This is a genomic window from Streptomyces sp. A1277 (genome assembly GCF_004795015.1).
Lineage (GTDB): Bacteria > Actinomycetota > Actinomycetes > Streptomycetales > Streptomycetaceae > Streptomyces.
The window spans coordinates 19,821-40,055 of sequence record NZ_SSBI01000019.1 but is presented as its reverse complement, the minus strand read 5'-3'; the positions used below and the strand labels follow the sequence as shown (position 1 = coordinate 40,055).

Here is a 20,235-nt window from a genome sequence, read left to right as displayed (position 1 = left end):
CCAGCGCCCCGTTACTCAGGGTTGTCTGCGAGCGATTCAGCGGCCCGGGCGCAATGGGCGAGCGCGGCCCGTGCGTACGCGGGCGACGCACCCGCGAGACCGCACGAGGGGGTGACCGTCACGGACTCGGTCAGAGTCCCCGGATTCAGCCCCAGCCTGCGCCACAGCGTCCTGACACCCATGACGCTACCGCCCGGGTCTGACAATCCGCCCGAGGCCGGGTCGGTGCCCGGCACCACCCCGAGGAACAGCCGGGTGCCGCTCTCGACGGCTTCCCCGACCGCCTCCTCCTCACGCTCGGTGAGGAGGGAGAAATCGAACGAGATCCCGTCCGCCCCGGCCCGGCGCAGCAGGGCGAACGGAACCTCGGGGGCGCAGGTGTGCACGAGCGTGGCGGCCTCGCCCGCCGCGGACAGCACCTCGCGCAGCGTGTCCTCCACGACCTGGCGGTCCACGGCCCGGTAGGTGCGGTAGCCGCTGGCGGTCCTGATCCGGCCGAGCAGGACCCCGGTGAGGGAGGGTTCGTCCAGCTGGAGGGCGAGGCGCGCGCCGGGCATCCGGCGCCGCACCTCGGCGAGGTGGCCGCGCAGCCCCTCGGCGAGCGAGTCCGCCAGGTCGCGGCAGGCGCCCGGGTCGCCGAGGAACGCCTCGCCGCCCCGGCGCTCCAGGGCGGCGGCCAGCGTCCAGGGCCCGACGGCCTGGACCTTGAGCGGGCCCTCGTAGCCCTGGGTGAACTCCTCCAGGGCGTCCAGGTCCTCGCCGAGCCAGGACCGGGCCCGGCGGGTGTCGCGGCCCGGCCGGTCGCTGATCCGCCAGCCGCTGGGCTCGACGTGCCCGTACATCTCGGCCAGCAGCCCGATCGTCCGCCCGGTCATGTCCGCGCCCGGCCCGCGTCCGGGCAGCTCCGCCAGATACGGCATGCCCTGGCCGTCGCCGAAGGAGCCGGTGACGGTCTTCGCCGCCTCCCGGGCGTCCGATCCGGGCATCGAGCCGATTCCGGTGGCCGGGCAGTCCCTGAACTCGCTCTTCTCGCTCACGCGGGAAGCCTACGGCGGTCCGCCGCCCGTGCGGTCAGCGGCCGGGGCGCACCGTGAGGTCGTTGACCTCGGCGTCGCGGGGCAGGTCGAGCGCCATCAGGATGGTGGTGGCGACGGACTCGGGGTCCAGCCAGCGGGCCGGGTCGTACTCCTTGCCCTCCTGCTGGTGGACCTTGGCCTGCATGGGGCTCGCGGTGCGGCCGGGGTAGACGGACGTGACCCGGACGCCGTTACCGTGCTCCTCGTGGCGCAGGGAGTCGGCGAGCGCCTTCAGCCCGTGCTTGCTCGCCGCGTACGCGCTCCACTCGGCGCTCGCAGAGAGCCCGGCCCCGGAGTTGACGAACAGGACGTGGCCCTGGGCGACGCGCAGCTGTGGGAGGACGAGGCGGGTCAGCTCGGCGGGGGCGACGAGGTTGGCGTTGAGCTGGAGGTGCCATGCCTTGGGGGTGAGCTCGCCGACCCGGCCGAGTTCCACGACGCCCGCGATGTGCAGCAGCGAGTCGAGCCGTTCCGGCATCGGCTGCTGGGCGAAGGCCCAGGAGAGCCGGTCCGGGTTGGACAGGTCGCCGACGAGGGTGCGGGCGCCGGGGTGGAGCGCGGCCAGCTCCTTGGCGCGGCCCGCGTCGCGGGCCAGCAGGACGAGGTCGTCCCCGCGCTCGGTGAGACGGCGGGCGACCGCTGCGCCGATGCCGGAGCCGGCACCGGTGATGAGGTGAGTGGACATGGCCCCATCGTCGCACCCGGCACCACGGGTCACTGCAGGCCGGCCCACTCCTCCAGGTAGGCCAGGGCGCCGACCCCGTCCTCGGCGAAGAAGACCAGCTCGGTCAGGGGCAACGGCAGGAAGCCCTCGTCCTCCATCCGCCGGAACTGCTCGCGCAGCCCGTCGTAGAAGCCCGCGGTGTTGAGCAGGACGACCGGCTTGCTGTGCTTGCCGTGCTTCTTCAGCTCCAGGATCTCGGTGGCCTCGTCCAGCGTCCCGGTGCCGCCGACCATGATCACGATCGCGTCGGCCTTCGCCAGGAGGAGGGCCTTGCGCTCGGCGAGGTCGTGGGCGATCACCATCTCGTCGGCGTTGCTCCGCGCCTTGGCGGCCAGGAAGTCCACCGACACCCCGACGAGCCTGCCGCCCGCCTCCTGGACGCCGTCGGCGACGACCTTCATCAGCCCGCTCTCCGAGCCGCCCCAGACCAGGGTGTGCCCGCCGCGGCCGATCAGCTCGGCGAACTCGCGGGCGGGCACGGTGTAGCGGTCAGGGAGGTCGGCGGCGGAGAGGAAGACGCAGATGTTCATGGCTGCCACGGTAGAGCCCGCCGCCGGCGGGGAGGCGACCGGGGAAGAATCCAGCCCCGGGGACGGCTGAGAGAGGTATGACTACCACCCGAGGACACCGCATCACCGTCGAGCCCGGCACCGAGCACGTGCGCGTGGTCTGCGACGGCCTGCTGCTCGCCGAGAGCCGCCGCCCGCTCGTCCTGCGCGAGACGGGCTGTCCGGACCGCTACTACCTGCCGCCGGAGGACGTGCGTACGGAGTTGCTGACGCCGTCTGACACGCGCACGCACTGCCCGTTCAAGGGGGACGCCTCCTACTGGTCGCTGCCGGGCGCGGCCGATCTGGTCTGGGCGTACGAGGAGCCGAAGGCCGAGGTGGAGGCGATCAAGGACCACTTCTGCTTCTACGACACGGAGCTGATCGCTCACTGACTGGCCGTCAGGCAATCTTTTCCCCGGCGGTCTGCGGCGGGTCCAGCTCGGCCACCGCGAGGTCGGCGACCCGGCAGCCGGCGGACGCGCTGCCCGGGGCCGCCGCCGGACGCTGACGGGCCGGACCCGCGAGCCGGGATCCCAGGTGATCGCCCGGGTGCCGGCGGAGTTCTTCGGCCGTGACGCGTACGCCCGCCAGGCGTCCTGACCCGCGCCGGGCGGGTCCGGGGGGCCGTGAGCGCCCCGCGCGGCCACGCCCGTACTGGGGTCGGGCGTAGCCGTGCGGGGCTTCCCCGCACGGTGCTCAGCTCGCCGCCGCCCGCTCCCGGCGCACCGTCGTCGCGATCGTCGCGGAGCCGACCACGCGCGTCCCGTCGTAGAGCACGACCGCCTGGCCGGGGGCCACGCCCCGGACCGGCTCGGTGAAGGTGACGTGGAGGGTGGCGTCGGTCAGCTCGGCGGTGACCTCGGTCTCGCCGCCGTGGGCGCGCAGCTGGGCGGTGTACGTCCCCGGGCCGGAGGGCGGGGTGCCGCACCAGCGGGGCTTGATCGCGGTGAGCGCGGTGACGTCGAGGGCCTCGACCGGGCCGACCGTGACGGTGTTGTTCACCGGGGAGATGTCCAGGACGTAGCGCGGCTTGCCGTCCGGGGCCGGGTGGCCGATGCGCAGGCCCTTGCGCTGGCCGACGGTGAAGCCGAAGGCGCCCTCGTGGGTGCCGAGCTTCGCACCTGACTCGTCCAGGATGTCGCCCTCCGCCTTGCCGCCGAGGCGGTCCGCGAGGAAGCCCTGGGTGTCGCCGTCCGCGATGAAGCAGATGTCGTGGCTGTCCGGCTTCTTGGCGACCGCGAGGCCCCGGCGCTCGGCCTCGGCGCGGATCTCGTCCTTGGTGGTGAGGGTGTCGCCGAGCGGGAACATCGCGTGGGCGAGCTGGCGCTCGTCCAGGACGCCGAGCACATAGCTCTGGTCCTTGGCCATGTCCGAGGCGCGGTGCAGCTCCCGGCTGCCGTCCTCGGCGAGGACCACGGTGGCGTAGTGCCCGGTGCACACCGCGTCGAAGCCGAGCGCGAGGGCCTTGTCCAGGAGCGCGGCGAACTTGATCTTCTCGTTGCAGCGCAGGCACGGGTTGGGGGTGCGCCCGGCCTCGTACTCGGCGACGAAGTCCTCCACGACGTCCTCGCGGAAGCGTTCGGCCAGGTCCCAGACGTAGAACGGGATGCCGATGACGTCGGCGGCGCGGCGGGCGTCGCGGGAGTCCTCGATGGTGCAGCAGCCGCGGGCGCCGGTCCGGAAGGACTGCGGGTTCGCGGAGAGGGCGAGGTGCACGCCGGTCACGTCGTGGCCCGCCTCGGCGGCGCGGGCCGCGGCGACGGCGGAGTCGACACCGCCCGACATGGCGGCGAGCACGCGGAGGGGGCGCTGGGGAGTCTCAGTCATAGCTCCCCCAGGGTACGTGGGGGCGGGAACCGAAAGCTCGCGGATAAGCGTTGTCCGTCACATGGGGACCAAGGGGACGGCGGGGTCCGGCACCGGGACCGGGATCAGCCGGCGCTCGGTGCTGATCGGCGGCGCCGTCACGGCCGTGGGTACGGCGGCGCTGGCGCGGGACCGGCTGAAGCACGCCTGGTGGCGGCTGCCGGGCGTGGAGAAGCCGCGTACGCCGGGCGCGGTGGACTACGCCCGGGCCCGGTGGGTGGCGGCGTCCGACGCCAACTGGCGGCGCGCGGACCGCCCCGACGACTACGGCATCGACCGCGTGGTCATCCATGTCACGCAGGGCAGCTTCAGCAGCGCGGTGCGCGCCTTCCAGGACCCGGGGCACCGGGCGGCCGCCCATTACGTGGTGCGCAAGGACGGCCATGTGACGCAGATGATCCGCGAGCTGGACGTGGCGTTCCACGCCGGCAACCGCTCGTACAACGAGCGCAGCGTGGGCATCGAACACGAGGGCTTCGTGGACCGCCCCCAGGACTTCACCGGCGCGATGTACGGGGCGTCCGCCAAGCTCACCGCGGCGATCTGCGGGCGGTACGGGATACCGGTGGACCGCGAGCACATCATCGGGCACGTGGAGGTGCCGGGGGCCGACCACACGGACCCGGGCCGGGGCTGGGACTGGGACCGCTACCTGGAGCTGGTCCGGCGCGCGGCCTCGGCGCCCGCGTCCGAGAAGTCCTAGCCCAGGCAGCCCGGACCGGGCATGCCCGGCCTAGCTGAGCCCCGCCGTCCTGGCCCGTTCGACCGCCGGTCCGATCGCGCGGGCCACGTCCTCGACGTCCTGCTCGGTGGAGGTGTGGCCGAGCGAGAAGCGCAGGGTGCCCCGGGCCAGGTCCGGGTCGGTGCCGGTGGCGAGCAGGACGTGGCTGGGCTGGGCGATCCCGGCGGTGCAGGCCGAGCCGGTGGAGCACTCGATGCCCTGGGCGTCCAGCAGCAGCAGGAGCGAGTCGCCCTCGCAGCCGGGGAAGGTGAAGTGCGCGTTGGCCGGCAGCCGCCCGCCGGGTGCCGGGTCGCCGCCGAGCAGGGCGTCGGGGACCCGCGCCAGGACGGCGTCGGCCAGCTGGTCGCGCAGCCCGCCGATCTCCCGGGCGAAGTCCTCGCGCCGTTCGGCGGCGAGCCGCCCGGCGACGGCGAACGCGGCGATGCCGGGCACGTCGAGGGTGCCGGAGCGGACGTGGCGCTCCTGGCCTCCGCCGTGCAGGACGGGCACCGGGGTGTACTCGCGGCCCAGCAGCAGCGCGCCGACGCCGGTCGGGCCGCCGATCTTGTGCGCGCTCACCGTCATCGCGGCCAGCCCGGACGCGGCGAAGTCCACGTCGAGCTGTCCGAACGCCTGCACCGCGTCCGCGTGCATCGGCACGTCGAACTCACGGGCCACCGCCGCCAGTTCGCGTACCGGCATGATGGTGCCGATCTCGTTGTTGGCCCACATCACGGTGATCAGCGCGACGTCGTCGGGGTCGCGGAGGACCGCCTCGCGCAGCGCTTCGGGGTGGACGCGCCCGTAGGCGTCGACGGGGAGGTATTCGACGTTCGCGCCCTCGTGGGCGGCGAGCCAGTCGACCGCGTCCAGCACCGCGTGGTGCTCGACGGGGCTGGCGAGGACCCGGGTGCGGCGGGGGTCGGCGTCGCGGCGGGCCCAGTACAGGCCCTTCACCGCGAGGTTGTCCGACTCGGTGCCGCCGGAGGTGAACACCACCTCGCTGGGGCGTGCGCCGAGGGCGTCGGCGAGGGATTCTCTGGACTCCTCGACGGTACGGCGGGCCAGGCGGCCGGCGGCGTGGAGTGAGGACGCGTTGCCGGTGACGGCGAGCTGCGCGGTCATCGCCGCGATCGTCTCCGGAAGCATCGGCGTGGTCGCGGCGTGGTCGAGGTAAGCCATGGTGGGCTCGATTCTACGAGCCCGGGGCGGGGCGTATGCCGACCGCATGGGGTCCCGGGGCCGCGCACCGCGGCGGGCGGGGCCCGGTCAGCCGCCGAAGCTCCAGGCGACGACGCCGTTTCCGGTGACGAGGAAGGCCAGGACCACCAGGTCGGCGATGCCGAGCGCGAGGCCGAGGAAGGCGCGGCCGCGCCGGGCGGTGGAGCGGGCCAGGGCGACGAGCGCCATGACGATGGCCGCGGGGCCGAGCAGGATGTTCATCACCAGCAGCCCGACGAGCCCCAGCACGAAGGAGGCGACGGCGAGCGCGTCCGCGTCCCGGGTGGAGCGCCGACGGGCGGGGGCGGCCTGAGCACCATCGGCCTCGGGCCCGGGCGCGGCGCCGGTGCGGGGCTCGGTCTCGGGCCCCGCCCCGGTTTCGGTCCCGGTCTCGGACGTGGTGCGGCGGGCGTACACGGTGTGCGTCATGGTGCGGACTCCTTCGGGTACGAGACGGTACGGATCGGGGCGGCCGTCACTGCGAGCGGCGCGTCCTCTCGCGTACGGCGAAGACGAGCAGCCAGCAGCCGATCAGGGCGCCGAGGACGAGCGTCAGCGGAAGGGGAATCTGGGCCACCGCTCCCAGCACGATCCCCAGCAGGAGCAGGGCGGCGACAAGGACGATCATGTTCGGCCTTTCCGTGTGCGGGTGAACCATTCGGAGTACGAGTGTTCACTGACTTATGAGTCTAAACCTGTGCGCCCCTTTCCCGCGTCAGAGAACAGTTGTTTACTGAATGGCATGAGTCACACCGCCGGCATCCGGCAGAGCCAGAAGCTGAAGACGCGCCAGGCGCTGCTGGACGCCGCGCTCGGGCTGCTGGAGCACCAGAGCCTGAGCAGCCTGGGCCTGCGGGAGGTGACCCGGGCGGTGGGCATCACCCCCACGGCCTTCTACCGGCACTTCGAGAGCATCCCCGCACTCGGTGTGGCCCTGGTCGAACAGACGCTGGGCAGCCTGCACGGCATGATCGGCGCGATACTCGCCGGGACGGGCGACAGCGAGGTCCGGCTGGACCGCAGCGTCGACCTGATCGCGCGTCACGTGCGGGAGCAGCCCGCCCACTTCCGCTTCATCGCCCGCGAGCAGCACGGCGGGGTCGGCCCGGTCCGCGAGGCCATCGCGGCCCAGCTCCAGCTGTTCGCCGAGGAGGTGGCGGCGGCCCTCGCGACGGAACCGGAGTCACAGGGCTGGACCGAGGAGGACCTCCTGATGCTGGGCGGCCTCTACGTGGACCACATGGTGGTCACCGCCTCCGCGATACTGGACGCGGGCCCGGACGGCGCCGCGCGGGTGGCCCGCGTCGCCCGGCGCCGCCTCCGGCTGATCACGCTCGGCGCCCTGCACTGGCTGGACGAGCCGGAACGGGGGCCCCGGGGCGGGCCGGCGGGACGGTCATAGGCTGCACGGCATGAACGACGCCGCCGGCTGGTGGACGCTGGGCCGCACGTTCGCCAGCTTCGCCGGGGAGGTCCGCTGGGACGTCCTGGGCGGCGCTGCGGCGCCTCCCGTCGTCCTGGTGCACGGAACACCCTTCCCCTCGGTTCGTCGAAGGGGCCGGGCACCTCGTGCAGGAGGATGCTCCGGCGGAGCTCACCGCCGTGCTCACCCGTTTCCTGCGGACGCCCCCCGGTACCCGTATCGCTGTATGACCCGCACCGCCTGTCCGTGAAGACGGGCGGCGTGGAGCGGGTCCGTCACGGGGTCAGCTGCGCGGGGCGCGGGCCAGCTGGCGGGACTGGGCGACCAGGCGGTCGGCGCTGTCCCAGACGTCCGCGTCCTCCTCCAGGAAGCCGCCCGCCAGGTTGCGGGTGGTGATGGAGACGCGGAGCGGGCCGGGGGCCGGGCGGCAGCGGATGTGGGTGGTGAGCTCGATGGTCGGGGTCCAGCCCTTGAGCCCCAGCTCGAACGAGGTCGGCGGCAGCGCGTCCACGGTGAGCAGCAGGGAGAGCGGGTCGGGGTCGCGGCCGTCGGCCAGGCCGAACCAGCCGCGCATCTCGCCCTTGCCGGACGGCTGCCCGATCGCCCAGCCGACCGTGGCCGGGTCGAGCTTGATGTCGAGCCGCTCGGTGATGGCGGAGCTGCCCGGGATGGGGGCCGGGCCGTCGCTCGGGCCGAGGCAGTGTTCGCGGGGCGGGATGGCCGGGGCCTTGGCCGAGGTGCGGACGTCGTCGGTCAGCGCGTCCAGGTCGCCGTAGGTGGCGAGGACCCGGATGCGCTCGACCTCGGTGCCGTCCTCGGCGTACTGGAAGAGCGACGCCTGCCCGGTGGACAGGGTGCGGCCGGTGCGGACGGTCTCGGTGCGGATCATCGCGGGGCCGGGCACGGACGCGGTCAGGTAGTGCGCGGAGACGGTGAACGGGTCGCTGTGCGGAAGGGCCTCGCCGAGGGCGCGGCCGAGCATCGCCAGCAGGTAGCCGCCGTTGACGGCGTGGATGATCGTCCAGCCGGCCGAGAGCTCGGCGTCGTAGACGCCCTCTTCGCGAAGGGTGACGGCGGTGTCCCGGTCGAACTCGCTGTCTCCGATGGTTGCCTGTGCCATGGAGGCACCGTACACCGATCGTATTACTGAGCGGTAGCTTTTCGATGTATCGGTGTATCGGTGTATCGGGCCATCGGAATCCGCTACGCCTCGTCCGCCCGCGCCGAGCGCCGGTTGTAGGCGCGCGGGGCCCGCCAGTGGAAGCGCAGCGCGAGCAGCCGCAGGGTGAACGCGGTGATCACCGCCGCGCCGCTGGTCAGCGCGTTGAGGGTGTCGAAGCGGATGCAGAGCACGGTCATCGTGGCCCCGACGATGGCGGGCACCGCGTACAGGTCGCGGTCCCAGCGCAGCAGCGACGGCACCTCGTTGGCCAGCACGTCCCGCAGCACACCGCCACCGACCGCCGTGGCCAGGCCCAGCGCGGCCGAGGAGGTGAGCCCCAGGCCGTAGTCGTACGCCTTCACCGTGCCGGTGACGCAGAACAGGCCGAGGCCGGCGGCGTCGAAGACGTTGACGCCGACCTGGATGCGCTCCACGTGCGGGTGCAGGAAGAACACCAGGCCGGCGGCGAGCAGCGGGGTGGTGAAGTACCCCAGGTCCGTGAAGGCGGCCGGCGGTACCGCGCCGATGATCAGATCACGGAAGAGCCCTCCGCCCAGCGCGGTCACCTCGGCGAGCACCGCGATGCCGAAGACATCGAAGTTCTTGCGCACGGCGAGCAGGGCACCGGAGATCGCGAAGACGAAGATCCCGACGATGTCGAGCGCATGCTGGACGGAGGGCGTGAACAGTTCGTTGAGCACCGGACAATTGTGCCCGTACTACTCCTTCGGGCCGTCCTGGGACGAATCCGGGGACTCGGCGGGCTCGGGGGCCCCGGCGGGCCCGGTGACCTCCGTGGCCCCGGCGGTCTCGGCGCTTTCCGGAGCCTCCGGCGCGGCCGACTCCTCGGGCGCTTCCGACCCCTCCGGCGCTTCCGGCGCTTCCGGCGCGGCGGGTTCCGCGGCCGGCACCGTCGCGCCGGCCGACTTCACGGTGATGACGTCCGCGACGAGCGGCGCGTCCCCCGGCACCAGGTCCTCGCCGTTCTCCGGGTGGTGGCAGGCCACCTGGTGCCCGGTCTTCAGCTGGAGCAGCGGCGGTTCGGTCGTCCCGCAGACCTGTGTCGCCTTCCAGCACCGGGTGTGGAACCGGCAGCCGGCCGGCGGCGAGATCGGCGACGGCACATCGCCCTTGAGCCGGATGCGGTCGCTCTTGGCACCGCGGCGGCGCGGATCGGGCACGGGCACCGCGGACATCAGCGCCTTCGTGTACGGGTGCATCGGCGCCTCGTACAGCGACTTGCGGTCCGCGAGCTCGACGATCTTGCCGAGGTACATGACCGCGATCCGGTCCGAGACGTGGCGGATCACCGACAGGTCGTGCGCGATGATCATGTACGTGAGCCCGAGCTCGTCCTGGAGGTCGTCCAGCAGGTTCACCACCTGCGCCTGGATCGACACGTCCAGCGCCGAGACCGGCTCGTCCGCGACGACCAGCTTCGGCTTCAGTGCGAGCGCCCGGGCGATGCCGATGCGCTGGCGCTGACCGCCGGAGAACTCGTGCGGGTAGCGGTTGTAGTGCTCGGGGTTGAGGCCCACCAGCTCCAGCAGCCGCTGGACCTCCGCCTTCACGCCTCCCGCGGGCTTGACGCCCTGGAGCCTGAAGGGGGTGCTGACGATCCCGCCGACCGTGTGGCGCGGGTTCAGCGAGCCGTACGGGTCCTGGAAGATCATCTGGATGTCGCGGCGCATCGGCCGCAGCCGCCCGGCGGACATGTGGGTGATGTCGCGCCCCTGGAACTCGACCTTTCCGCCGGTCGGCTCCAGCAGCCGGGTCACCAGCCGGCCCATGGTCGACTTGCCGCAGCCCGACTCGCCGACGACGCCCAGGGTCTCCCCGGGGCGCACGTCGAAGGTGAGCCCGTCCACGGCCTGGACCGCACCGACCTTGCGCTTCAGCACGCCCTTGGTGATCGGGAAGTGCTTGACCAGGCCGTCGACCTTGAGGAGCGGCTCGGGACCGGACCCGTCCGACCCGGCCGCGGCGGGCGCGGGAGTCTTCTTGTTCAGCTCAGTCACAGCTTCGGCGCAATCTCTTCGGTCCAGATCCGGTCGCGCTGCTCGGGCGACATGTGGCACGCGGAGAAGTGCCCGTCGCCGACCTGCCGCAGCTCCGGACGCTCGGTGCGGGTGATGTTGTCGGGCGGGACGTCGGCGTACGGGCAGCGCGGGTGGAAGGCGCAGCCCGACGGGACGTTGATGAGGCTGGGCGGCGAACCCTTGACCGGGACGAGCCGGTCGGTCTGCTCCCGGTCGATGCGCGGCATCGAGCCGAGCAGGCCCCAGGTGTAGGGGTGCTGGGGCTCGTAGAACACCTTCTCGGCGCTGCCGCGCTCGATGCAGCGTCCCGCGTACATCACGAGCAGGCTGTCCGCGATCTCGGCGACGACGCCGAGGTCGTGGGTGATCATGACGACCGCGGAGCCGAACTCCTTCTGGAGGTCGCGGATCAGGTCGAGGATCTGCGCCTGGACGGTGACGTCCAGGGCGGTCGTCGGCTCGTCGGCGATGAGCAGCTGCGGGTTGTTGACCAGGGCCATCGCGATCATCGCGCGCTGGCGCATGCCGCCGGAGAACTGGTGCGGGTAGTCGTCGTACCGGCGGTGCGGCTCGGGGATGCCGACGCGGTCGAGCATCTCGATGGCGCGCTTCTTCGCGGTCTTCTTGTCGACCTTGTTGTGGACCCGGTGGGCCTCCACGATCTGCGTGCCGATCGTGTAGTACGGGTGCAGGGCGGAGAGCGGGTCCTGGAAGATCATGGCCATCTTCTGGCCGCGCAGCTTGCGTACGCGTTCGGCGCCCGAGCCGATCAGCTCCTCGCCGTCGAGCCAGATCTCGCCGCCGATCCGGGCCCGCTCCGAGGTGTGCAGGCCCATGATCCCCAGCGAGGTCACGGACTTGCCGGAGCCGGACTCGCCGACGATGCCGAGGGTCTGCCCGGCCTCCAGGTCGAAGCTGACGCCGTCGACGGACTTGACGAGGCCGTCGTCGGTGTCGAAGTGGACGGTGAGGTCGCGTACGGAGAGGAACGCGTGTCCGTCGCCGGACCGGGGCCCCGGAACGGCGTCCGTTGCCCGGGAAGCCTTGCTGATTGCGTCGCTCATGAGAGCCTCACCCGGGGGTCGATCGCGGCGTACACGAGGTCCACCAGCAGGTTGCAGATGACGATGAAGAAGGCGGCGACCAGGGTCACGCCCATCACCTTGGGCAGGTCGGCGGTGGTCACGCCCTGGATGGCGAAGGCGCCCAGGCCCTGGAAGGAGAAGACGCGTTCGGTGATGACCGCGCCGCCGAGCAGCAGCGCGAAGTCCATGCCGAAGATGGTGACGAGCGGGGTGAGCGCGGAGCGCAGCCCGTGCTTGACGACCACCTTGCGTTCCTGGAGGCCCTTGGCCCGCGCGGTCCTGATGTAGTCCTCGCCCATGGTCTCCAGCATTCCGGCCCGGGTGAGCCGGGCGTAGAGCGCGGAGTAGAGCAGGGCGAGGGTGCACCAGGGCAGGACCAGGCTGCCGGCCCACGCGACCGGGTCCTCGGTGAAGGGGACGTACTCGCCGTTGCCGAAGAGCGCCAGGACCACGAGGCCGGTGAAGAACATCGGCAGCGAGACACCGGCGAGGGCGACGCCCATGGAGAGGCGGTCGAAGAAGGAGCCCCGCTTCAGCGCGGAGACGACGCCGATCGCGACACCGGAGACGACCCAGATGACGGCGGCACCGACGGCCAGCGACAGCGTGACCGGGATCCGGTCGACGAGCTGCGGCCAGATCTCGGTGTGGGTCTTGAACGAGTAGCCGAAGCACGGGGCGTTGCAGGTGACGGGGTCGGGGCCGAACTGGTACTCGGCGCCGACGACGATGCCCTTGATGAAGTGCCAGTACTGGAGGTACAGGGGCTGGTCGAGCCCCAGGTTCTTCTTGACCGCGGCGATGACGTCGGGGTCGGGGCTCTTCCCCACGTACTGGGCGGCCATGGAGTCGAGGGTCTGCCCGCCGAGGCGGGGCACCAGGAAGAAGATCGCGAACGTGACTGCGCTGACCACCAGCAGCAGCAACACCGCGGCGAATACGCGTCGGATGATGTACGCAGCCACAGCCGTGCGGCGCCGGGCGAGCGGGCGGGGTACGCCCGCCGGCCCGGCGCCTTCACCTGCCTTTCAGGGGATGCTTTTGGTGAACAGGTGTTACTTGCTGGACGTCATGAGCACGTAGTCGTACATGCCGAGGTACGCGTCGGTGACGGTGACGTTCGCCGCGGAGTCCGGGCGGTAGAGCAGGTTCTTGCGGTAGAAGAGGGGAACGACCGAGGCGTTCTCCATGACCTTCTGGTCGACCTCGCCCCACGTGGCGTTGCGCTCCGCGGTGTCGACGGTGCCGATGCCCTTGACGAGGAGGTTGTTGATCCCCTTGTCGTCGAGCTCCATCAGGTTCGTGCCGCCGGAGGGCTTGATGGCCGAGCCGTTGACGATCTGGTCGAGGAAGCCGAAGCCGGTCGGCCAGTCGGCGCCCCAGGCCATCATCATCATGCCCGCGTTGTTCTTGTGGACCCAGTTCGGGACACCGGCGAAGTCGGTGAAGTACTTGTCCGCGGGGAACTGCTTGATCTCGGCGGTGACGCCGATCGCCTTCAGGCTGTTCTGGAGCTGCGTGGCGGCGGTGACCTCGTCAGGACGGTCGGAACGCGCGGTCAGCGTGGTCTTGAAGCCGTTCGGGTGACCGCACTTGGCCAGGTGCTCCTTGGCCTGGGCCGCGTCGCCCTTGCTGCCCTCGGTCTGGTACAGGTCGAACTTCTTGTAGCCGGCGACGGTCGGCGGGATGACCGTGCTGGCCGGGTCGCCCTTGACCGAGCCGCCGATCGAGTCGACCATGCTCTGCTTGTCGACGGCGTACTGGACGGCCTTGCGGCACTCGACGTTGTCGAACGGCTTCACGTTGACGTTCAGCGCGAGGTACTGGAGGGCGCCGGCGTACGGGTTGTCCGTCTTCGCCTTCTCCGCCGCCTTGCGCAGGACCTTGGGCTGGGTCTTGGACTGCAGACCCGTACCCGCGATGTCCGCGGTCGTCTCGTCGTTGAGCAGGTGCTCGTCGACCGTGGTGGGGTTGACGTTGAACTTCAGCTGGATCTTGTCCGGCAGCGCCTTGCGGATCGGGTCCGTCTTGGCGTCCCACTGCGGGTTGCGGACCAGGGTCGCGCCCTTGCTCTCGTCGTACGCCGAGAACTTGTACGGACCCGAGGAGACCATCTTCTGGACGTAGCTGGCGCCCGTGTCGGCCTTCTGCTGGATCGGCGCGGTCTGCGAGAACGCGGCGAGGTAGTCCATGTCCGCGAACGGCTTGTTGAGGTGGAAGACGATCGTGTACTTGTCCGGGGTCTCGATGGACTTGAGGCCCTCGGCGGACTTGTCCTTGTACGGACCCTTGTACTTGTCGCCGCCGTCCAGGTACGCCTTGAAGTACGTCGGGCCGTTGGACAGGGCCTCCGGCGCGAAGTTGGAGCGCTCGACGGCGTACTTGACGTCCTGCGAGGTGATCTCGGAGCCGTCCTCGAACTTCACGCCCTTGCGGAGCGTGTACGTCCAGGTCTTGGCGTCCGCGCTGGCCTTGCCGAGGCCGGTGGCGAGGTCGGGCACGACCTCCAGGCTCTCCTTGCCGGCGGCCGGCTTGAAGGTCACCAGCGAACGGGCGTACAGGCGGGCGAAGTTCTGCACCCAGCCGTAGTACGTGTTGCCGGGGTCCAGGGAGTCCGGGCCACTGGTGTGCTCGTAGGTGACCGTCCCGCCCTTCTTGTCCGAGGCGTTGACGATGCTCGTCAGGCCGGCGTCCGCCTTGGCGTTGCCGCCGCCCTTGCCGCCGCCGCCGTCCGAGTCCTTGCTGCACGCCGTGGCACCGAGCGACACCGCGATCGCGACGGCTATGAGCGCCGCTGTCTTTCTGTTCTGCATGCTGAGGAAAGCCCCCTCGCTAGTCCTGTGCGGCACTGCCGCGTTTACTTGCCACGAGGGTCGAGTGCGTCACGCAGCCCGTCCCCCAGCAGGTTGAAGGCCAGCACGGTGATGAAGATCGCCATGCCGGGGATGACCATGAACATCGGGTCCACCTCGTAGAGGTCGACCGCCTGGGTGAGCATGCCGCCCCAGGAAGCCTGGGGCGGGGCGATGCCCACGCCCAGGAAGGACAGCGCCGCCTCGAAGAGGATGTTCGTGGGGATCAGCAGCGTCGCGTACACGAGGATCGGCGCGACCAGGTTGGGCAGCAGCTCGCGGAAGAGGATGAACGGGCCGCGGGCGCCCAGCGACCTGGCCGCCTCGACGAACTCGCGCTCGCGGAGCGACAGGGTCTGCGCGCGGACGATGCGGCCGATGTAGGGCCAGCTGAAGAAGCCGATCACGAAGATCAGGACCGCGATCCGCAGCGTGAGCCCTTCCATCCCGAAGGCGTTGCCCTGCAGGGAGGCGGAGATGGAGATCGCGAAGAGCAGCAGCGGGAAGGCGAGGAAGGTGTCCATCAGCCGGCTGATGAGGCTGTCCACCCAGCCGCCGTAGAACCCGGCCACGACGCCCATGACGACGCCGATGGCGACGGACAGCAGGGTCGAGCCGACGGCGACCACGAGCGAGACCCAGGAGCCTTCGAGGATGCGGGCGAGGATGTCGCGGCCGGTCTGCGGCTCGACACCGAGCGGGTGGTCCCAGCTCATCCCGCCGAAGTCGCCCTTGGGCGCCAGCATGATGGGGTCGACCAGGCCCTGGTTGAACGCGTCGGGGTCGAGCCCCAGGAGCGACTGGAGCGGCTTGGAGAACACCGCGGTGAGGATCAGCAGCACGACAACGATGCCACCGGCCATCGCCGCCTTGTCCCGCTTGAAGCGGGTCCAGGCGATGCGGCCGAGCGAACGGCCCTCGATCTCCTTACGGCCCGCGCCTTCCAGCACCGCTTCGGGCCGCGCATCCGCCCCAGTGGTCTCGATAGGTGCCGTCATTGCGCTGGAGACCCCTCTCGGCCGGCGATGGCCGGCCCGTGACCGCCGCGGTAGCGGCTTCTTCGTAGCTGAATGGCGCGAGGGCTCGGCCGGACATGCCCTGGTGAGAAGCGGGGCACGTAGGGCAGGGAGCACCTGCTGCGTGGAGTCTTCAGTCACTTCGCGACCCCCCGCCAGACCTCACGGGGAATGTTTGCTCAAACGTGATGCCGTCAGAATGCTTCCGGTATCCGGACAACCATGCTCACCGAGCGGACCTCTCGGTCACTTATCAGCAATAACGGTCATACCGCGCAAGAGCGTTGAGCAGCTGACGAATGCCCCGAGAATGCGCAGGCCGCCGACGCGCCGTCAGTACGCGTGCGGAGCCGCGCCGGGGGCCTGCGGGTAGCCGTAACCCGGGGCGGCGTGCGCCTCGCGGTCGTAGAAGGGCCGGGCGCCGGCGCGCAGCCACATCGCAACGGGGTCGTACTCGTCGGACAGGGCGACCGTGGAGACGGGCAGCCCGTCCGGGACGGCGCCGACCGACTGCCGCATCATCGCGCGCACCGCGTCCACGGACGGCGAGCTCGTGTCGTACAGGTCGAGGCCGATGGCGAGGTACGGGACGCCGAGCGCGGGCTGCACCCAGGCGCGGCGCAGCGAGCGGATCGCCGGCGTGTGGTGGGCGTTTCGCGCGAGCTGGGCGTAGAACTGCGGGATCTCGATGGCGGGCTCGCTGATCCGCAGCGGCCCCGCGGGCATCCGGTCGAGGCCGGTGGCGATGCGGCGCAGGTCCAGCCAGGGGACGCCGACGCCGCCGCCGGGGCCGTGCGGGTTGAGCCAGATGCCCCAGCGGTCGGGGTAGAGGGCGCGGGCGATGTCGAGGCCAGCGACGACCTCGTGGTCCCGGTTCCAGCCGCTGGCGGAGAGCTCCTGGGCGGAGGTGACGCAGGGGGCGTAGCCGAGCCCGTCGACCTCCATGTTGCCGTACTGGGCGTCGGGGGCGCCCGGGCGGCCGTGCCAGAGGAGCATCCAGACCCGGTCGGCCGCCAGGGCCTGCAGCAGCGCCTCGTACGCGTCGTAGCGCCCGGGCGTGACCTGGCGCAGCATGTGCTCGACCTGTCCCGGACCTCTCGGCTCCGCTCGAGCGGGGAAGACCCCGTCGGCCGCCCCCGTGCCTGACGCACTCACCCTGGGTCCCGCCCCTCGTCGATCCTCTGTTTCGGCCTGCCGCCCCGGGGCACTCGGGTGCGGCGCGGTGCCGAGCCGCCGGCCTTCGGCCACCGGGCACGGGCCTTCGGCCATCAAACCAGCTTATGCGGCGGTACTGTCACCGGCTTGACGCCGCGGGCCGGCCCCGTCATCCCGCGAACGGGCCGGACCCCTGAGCGCCCGCGCGCGTGTAGAACGGCCGCACCCGCTCGCGCATCCAGTCGGCGACCGGGTCCTGCGCCATGTCGAGCAGCACGAGGTTGACCGGCCAGGGCACCTCGACGCGGCCCAGCGCCCGGCCCAGGGCGTCCATGGGGGCGCTCTGCCCGGCGCCCTCCCAGGTGGAGAGCTCGACACCGACGAAGAGGACGGGGTCGCCGCCCTCGATGCTGGCAAGGGCCCGGCGGGCACCGAGCACGACGCCGCTCTCCTCGAACTCGCCGGCCGCGGCGGCCAGGAAGTCGACGGGCTCCTCCTGCCAGTCCGGCTCGAACAGCCGCACCCTGCCGCCGACGGCCGGGCCGTCGAGCGGGGTTCGTCCGGCCCTGCAGAGCTCCGCGACGGCGGGCGGGGGCAGCGGCATGCCGACGGCACCGCCCGGGTTCACCGCGATGCCGAGCTGCGGGGGCAGACCGCGGGCGAAGTCGCGGGCGGGGGCCACCGTGAACGACATGTGCGCGCCGACGCAGGCGAGGAACTGCTGCTCGGAGCTGAAGACGGGGACGTACGCGGCGCCCTCGATCTCCAGCGTGGGCAGGTCGAGGTCGCGGGCGTCGGGCCCGCCGCCGCCCGGCAGGGGCACCCAGACGTTGCTGCGCCCGAGCACCTCCACGAGGCGGCCGCCCGCCTCCGGGACGCCGAGCGAGGCGCCCAGCACCTCTTCGAGTTCATTGGCCGGCCATCCGCCCTGCGGCTGGCTCCCGGCCTGTGCAGGAATGTCCACTGCTTCCCTCTCTCACCCCGATGCCGTGCAGCAAGAGGGTAGGGCCTGTTCCGGTGCGCGCTGTCCCGCACCCTTCGTCTCGTGGCTACTGTCCGGCTTTTGGACGGACCGCGCTCAGCTGTCGGTCTGTGCGTCAGCAAACGTGATCCGCGCGAGGAGCCCGGCCGCGTCCCGGTCCAGCAGCACGGCCGAGGCGCAGCCGCGCGGCAGCAGTCCGGTCGAGATGTCCCGCAGCAACCGCCGCACGGCCCTGCGGTGCCGGGCGAAGGCGTATCCGGAGACGCCGCGTCCCCGGGCGCGCTGTCCTTCACGGGCGGTCCGCGGGCTGACGTCGAGCAGGACCAGGTGCAGGCCGCGGCCGCGGCGGCGGGCGTGGCGGGCGAGCCGGGCGCGCACCCATGCCTGGGTGCCGCAGTCGTGCACCACGACGGAGGCGCCGGAGCGCAGGACCCGCCGCAGGCCCCAGTAGTGGGCGAGCCGGACGAGCGGGCGGTAGAGGAGGTAGGGGACCGAGCGGGGCAGCCGGGCGGCCCAGCGGTCCCGGGCGTCCTGGGAGTCGACGGCGTGCGCCGGGGCGGCGCGGGCGATCAGGGTGGACTTGCCGCTGCCGGGCAGCCCGGAGACCACCACGATGTCCCCGGCGGTGAAGCGCAGGACGCGCGGGCCGCGCCCGGCCCGGCCGCGCAGGTCCCGGACGACGGGGGCGCGTAACGCCGCCGCGCGGCGGGCGGGCGAGCCCGGCTGCGCGGGCGGCGCGTCGCGCACCGGGCCGTGTCCGCGAAGCCCCGCGGTCGTCGCGTATCGCAACGTCATCGCCTCCCCCTGCCGTATGGCCGGCGCGTGCACGGCCGGTACATACCCGCGAAGTGTAAAGAAAAGGTAATGCGCCACAACCGTGCGACCCGCCGGAATCCGGTGACCGACCGCACCTGTCCCGGCGCCCCACTCCTCCCGGATGCGTGCGATGATGACCCCGCCAACTGCATACAGGCCGCTTGAATCCGCGCGGGAGAGTCCCGGTCACCGTGCCGGGCGCCGAAGGAGCAAGATCCTCCCTTGAATCTCTCAGGCCCCGTACCGCGTGGATGAGGCAGATCTGAAAAGCGAGCCGCGCCGCGGCTCCACCCAAGGTGCAAGCCGAACCCCCGCGGGGTCTCTCGGCGAACCTCTCAGGTTCCGATGACAGATGGGGAGGATCGTCCTCGTCGTCATGCCCTGGGAGCCCCGTCCATGAGCACCACCCCCCGTCTCACAGCCCTCGACGCCCTGCACCGCTCGCTGGGCGCCACGATGACCGACTTCGCGGGCTGGGACATGCCGCTGCGCTACGCCAGCGAGCGCGACGAGCACAACGCCGTCCGCACGAAGGCCGGCCTCTTCGACCTCTCCCACATGGGCGAGATCACCGTCACCGGCCCCCAGGCCGTGGACCTGCTGAACTACGCGCTGGTCGGCAACATCGGCACCGTCCCGGTCGGCCGCGCCCGCTACACGATGATCTGCGCCGAGGACGGCGGCATCCTGGACGACCTGATCGTGTACCGCCTCCAGGAGGAGGAGTACATGGTCGTCGCCAACGCCGGCAACGCCCAGCTCGTCCTCGACACGATCACCGAGCGCGCCGCCGGCTTCGACGCCGAGGTGCGCGACGACCGCGACGCGTACGCGCTGCTCGCCGTCCAGGGCCCCGAGTCCCCCGCGATCCTCGCGTCCGTGACCGACGCGGACCTGGACGGCCTGAAGTACTACGCCGGGCTGCCCGGCACGGTCGCCGGGACGCCCGCGCTGATCGCCCGGACCGGCTACACCGGCGAGGACGGCTTCGAGCTGTTCGTCGCCCCCGAGTACGCCGAGCAGCTGTGGAAGGCGCTCACCGAGGCCGGCGCCCCGCACGGCCTGATCCCGTGCGGGCTCTCCTGCCGCGACACGCTGCGCCTGGAGGCGGGCATGCCGCTGTACGGGCACGAGCTGACCACCTCGCTGACCCCGTTCGACGCCGGGCTCGGCCGGGTCGTGAAGTTCGAGAAGGACGGCGACTTCGTCGGCCGCAAGGCGCTGGAGGCCGCCGCCGAGCGCGCCGAGACCGCCCCGCCCCGCAAGCTCGTCGGCCTGGTCGCCGAGGGCCGCCGGGTGCCGCGCGCCGGGTTCCCGGTCGTCGCGGACGGCCAGGCCGTCGGCGAGGTCACCTCCGGCGCCCCCTCCCCCACCCTGGGCAAGCCGATCGCCATGGCGTACGTCGACGCGGCGCACGCCGAGCCGGGCACCGCGGGCGTCGCCGTGGACATCCGGGGCAGCCACGAGCCGTACGAGGTCGTGGCGCTCCCCTTCTACAAGCGGCAGAAGTAGAAGCGTAGGACCCGGCGGGCTCCGCGTACGTGAC

Annotated in this window: 21 protein-coding genes, 1 pseudogene and 1 riboswitch; of the genes and pseudogenes, 5 read left to right on the top strand and 17 right to left on the bottom strand. The window is 71.9% G+C overall.

Features of this window, described 5'->3' with window-relative positions; genetic code table 11:
- Positions 1–11: 11 nt before the first annotated feature.
- The 3 genes from E6R18_RS15160 to E6R18_RS15150 are packed head-to-tail and all read right to left on the bottom strand — an operon-like array spanning position 12 to position 2,330.
- Positions 12–1,037 carry a methionine synthase gene (locus tag E6R18_RS15160; protein WP_136317423.1) on the bottom strand — a complete coding sequence of 342 codons (1,026 nt, stop codon included), beginning with the start codon at positions 1,035–1,037 and terminating at the stop codon, positions 12–14.
- A 34-nt stretch (positions 1,038–1,071) separates the two neighbouring features.
- Positions 1,072–1,761 carry an SDR family oxidoreductase gene (locus tag E6R18_RS15155; RefSeq protein ID WP_136317422.1) on the bottom strand — a complete coding sequence of 230 codons (690 nt, stop codon included), beginning with the start codon at positions 1,759–1,761 and terminating at the stop codon, positions 1,072–1,074.
- A gap of 29 nt (positions 1,762–1,790) precedes the next feature.
- Positions 1,791–2,330, bottom strand: a complete 540-nt coding sequence (locus E6R18_RS15150; RefSeq protein ID WP_136317421.1) for a TIGR00730 family Rossman fold protein — start codon at positions 2,328–2,330, stop codon at positions 1,791–1,793.
- A gap of 77 nt (positions 2,331–2,407) precedes the next feature.
- Here E6R18_RS15150 and E6R18_RS15145 point away from each other — a divergent pair, with 77 nt between their 5' ends.
- Both E6R18_RS15145 and E6R18_RS34875 read left to right on the top strand, forming a co-directional pair.
- The gene (locus tag E6R18_RS15145) at positions 2,408–2,743 is read left to right on the top strand and encodes a DUF427 domain-containing protein (protein WP_136317420.1); all 336 of its coding nucleotides are present in this window, start codon (positions 2,408–2,410) and stop codon (positions 2,741–2,743) included.
- Between the two features lie 29 nt (positions 2,744–2,772).
- Positions 2,773–2,951, top strand: a pseudogene (locus E6R18_RS34875) (alpha/beta hydrolase); the annotation flags it as partial.
- Positions 2,952–3,047: 96 nt separating this feature from the next.
- Here E6R18_RS34875 and mnmA read toward each other — a convergent pair.
- Positions 3,048–4,178, bottom strand: coding sequence for a tRNA 2-thiouridine(34) synthase MnmA (gene mnmA / locus E6R18_RS15135; RefSeq protein ID WP_136317419.1), 1,131 nt, complete (start codon positions 4,176–4,178; stop codon positions 3,048–3,050).
- Between the two features lie 61 nt (positions 4,179–4,239).
- Here mnmA and E6R18_RS15130 point away from each other — a divergent pair, with 61 nt between their 5' ends.
- Complete coding sequence (locus tag E6R18_RS15130; RefSeq protein WP_136317418.1) at positions 4,240–4,920, top strand: N-acetylmuramoyl-L-alanine amidase; 681 nt, start codon at positions 4,240–4,242, stop codon at positions 4,918–4,920.
- A 30-nt stretch (positions 4,921–4,950) separates the two neighbouring features.
- On the opposite strand, the gene E6R18_RS15125 is transcribed toward E6R18_RS15130, so the two are convergent.
- The 3 genes from E6R18_RS15125 to E6R18_RS34035 all read right to left on the bottom strand — a co-directional run bounded on the left by E6R18_RS15125 (position 4,951) and on the right by E6R18_RS34035 (position 6,787).
- Positions 4,951–6,120, bottom strand: coding sequence for a cysteine desulfurase family protein (locus tag E6R18_RS15125; protein ID WP_136317417.1), 1,170 nt, complete (start codon positions 6,118–6,120; stop codon positions 4,951–4,953).
- Between the two features lie 87 nt (positions 6,121–6,207).
- Positions 6,208–6,588, bottom strand: coding sequence for a DUF4190 domain-containing protein (locus E6R18_RS15120; protein WP_136317416.1), 381 nt, complete (start codon positions 6,586–6,588; stop codon positions 6,208–6,210).
- Positions 6,589–6,634: 46 nt separating this feature from the next.
- Positions 6,635–6,787: a hypothetical protein gene (locus tag E6R18_RS34035; protein WP_018553198.1), complete on the bottom strand. Its 153-nt coding sequence runs from the start codon at positions 6,785–6,787 to the stop codon at positions 6,635–6,637.
- Between the two features lie 114 nt (positions 6,788–6,901).
- On the opposite strand from E6R18_RS34035, the gene E6R18_RS15115 reads away from it, so the two are divergent.
- Positions 6,902–7,561: a TetR family transcriptional regulator gene (locus E6R18_RS15115; protein WP_136317415.1), complete on the top strand. Its 660-nt coding sequence runs from the start codon at positions 6,902–6,904 to the stop codon at positions 7,559–7,561.
- A 304-nt stretch (positions 7,562–7,865) separates the two neighbouring features.
- Here E6R18_RS15115 and E6R18_RS15105 read toward each other — a convergent pair whose 3' ends face one another.
- The 10 genes from E6R18_RS15105 to E6R18_RS15060 form a co-directional block, all read right to left on the bottom strand.
- Complete coding sequence (locus tag E6R18_RS15105) at positions 7,866–8,702, bottom strand: thioesterase family protein (RefSeq protein WP_136317413.1); 837 nt, start codon at positions 8,700–8,702, stop codon at positions 7,866–7,868.
- A gap of 83 nt (positions 8,703–8,785) precedes the next feature.
- A complete protein-coding gene (locus E6R18_RS15100; RefSeq protein ID WP_136317412.1) occupies positions 8,786–9,445 on the bottom strand; it encodes a trimeric intracellular cation channel family protein in 660 nt (219 codons plus the stop codon).
- Between the two features lie 18 nt (positions 9,446–9,463).
- A complete protein-coding gene (locus tag E6R18_RS15095; RefSeq protein ID WP_240799741.1) occupies positions 9,464–10,762 on the bottom strand; it encodes a dipeptide ABC transporter ATP-binding protein in 1,299 nt (432 codons plus the stop codon).
- The gene (locus E6R18_RS15090; protein ID WP_136317411.1) at positions 10,759–11,847 is read right to left on the bottom strand and encodes an ABC transporter ATP-binding protein; all 1,089 of its coding nucleotides are present in this window, start codon (positions 11,845–11,847) and stop codon (positions 10,759–10,761) included. Before E6R18_RS15090 ends, E6R18_RS15095 begins: the two co-directional genes overlap by 4 nt.
- Positions 11,844–12,833, bottom strand: a complete 990-nt coding sequence (locus E6R18_RS15085; RefSeq protein ID WP_136317410.1) for an ABC transporter permease — start codon at positions 12,831–12,833, stop codon at positions 11,844–11,846. The genes E6R18_RS15090 and E6R18_RS15085 overlap by 4 nt, the downstream gene beginning before the upstream one ends.
- A 90-nt stretch (positions 12,834–12,923) precedes the next feature.
- A complete protein-coding gene (locus E6R18_RS15080) occupies positions 12,924–14,681 on the bottom strand; it encodes an ABC transporter substrate-binding protein (RefSeq protein WP_136317409.1) in 1,758 nt (585 codons plus the stop codon).
- A gap of 44 nt (positions 14,682–14,725) precedes the next feature.
- Positions 14,726–15,718 carry an ABC transporter permease gene (locus E6R18_RS15075; protein ID WP_136317408.1) on the bottom strand — a complete coding sequence of 331 codons (993 nt, stop codon included), beginning with the start codon at positions 15,716–15,718 and terminating at the stop codon, positions 14,726–14,728.
- A gap of 351 nt (positions 15,719–16,069) precedes the next feature.
- Positions 16,070–16,810, bottom strand: coding sequence for an enhanced serine sensitivity protein SseB C-terminal domain-containing protein (locus tag E6R18_RS15070; protein WP_136317407.1), 741 nt, complete (start codon positions 16,808–16,810; stop codon positions 16,070–16,072).
- A gap of 250 nt (positions 16,811–17,060) precedes the next feature.
- Entirely contained in the window at positions 17,061–17,855 is a 795-nt protein-coding gene (locus E6R18_RS15065; RefSeq protein ID WP_136317406.1) for an enhanced serine sensitivity protein SseB, read from the bottom strand.
- Between the two features lie 114 nt (positions 17,856–17,969).
- Positions 17,970–18,668 carry an AAA family ATPase gene (locus tag E6R18_RS15060; protein WP_136317405.1) on the bottom strand — a complete coding sequence of 233 codons (699 nt, stop codon included), beginning with the start codon at positions 18,666–18,668 and terminating at the stop codon, positions 17,970–17,972.
- 183 nt (positions 18,669–18,851) lie between these two features.
- A riboswitch (glycine riboswitch) is annotated at positions 18,852–18,945 on the top strand.
- 140 nt (positions 18,946–19,085) lie between these two features.
- On the opposite strand from E6R18_RS15060, the gene gcvT reads away from it, so the two are divergent.
- On the top strand, positions 19,086–20,201 hold the full coding sequence (gene gcvT / locus E6R18_RS15055) for a glycine cleavage system aminomethyltransferase GcvT (protein WP_136317404.1): 1,116 nt from the start codon (positions 19,086–19,088) through the stop codon (positions 20,199–20,201).
- The last annotated feature ends 34 nt before the right edge of the window (positions 20,202–20,235 follow it).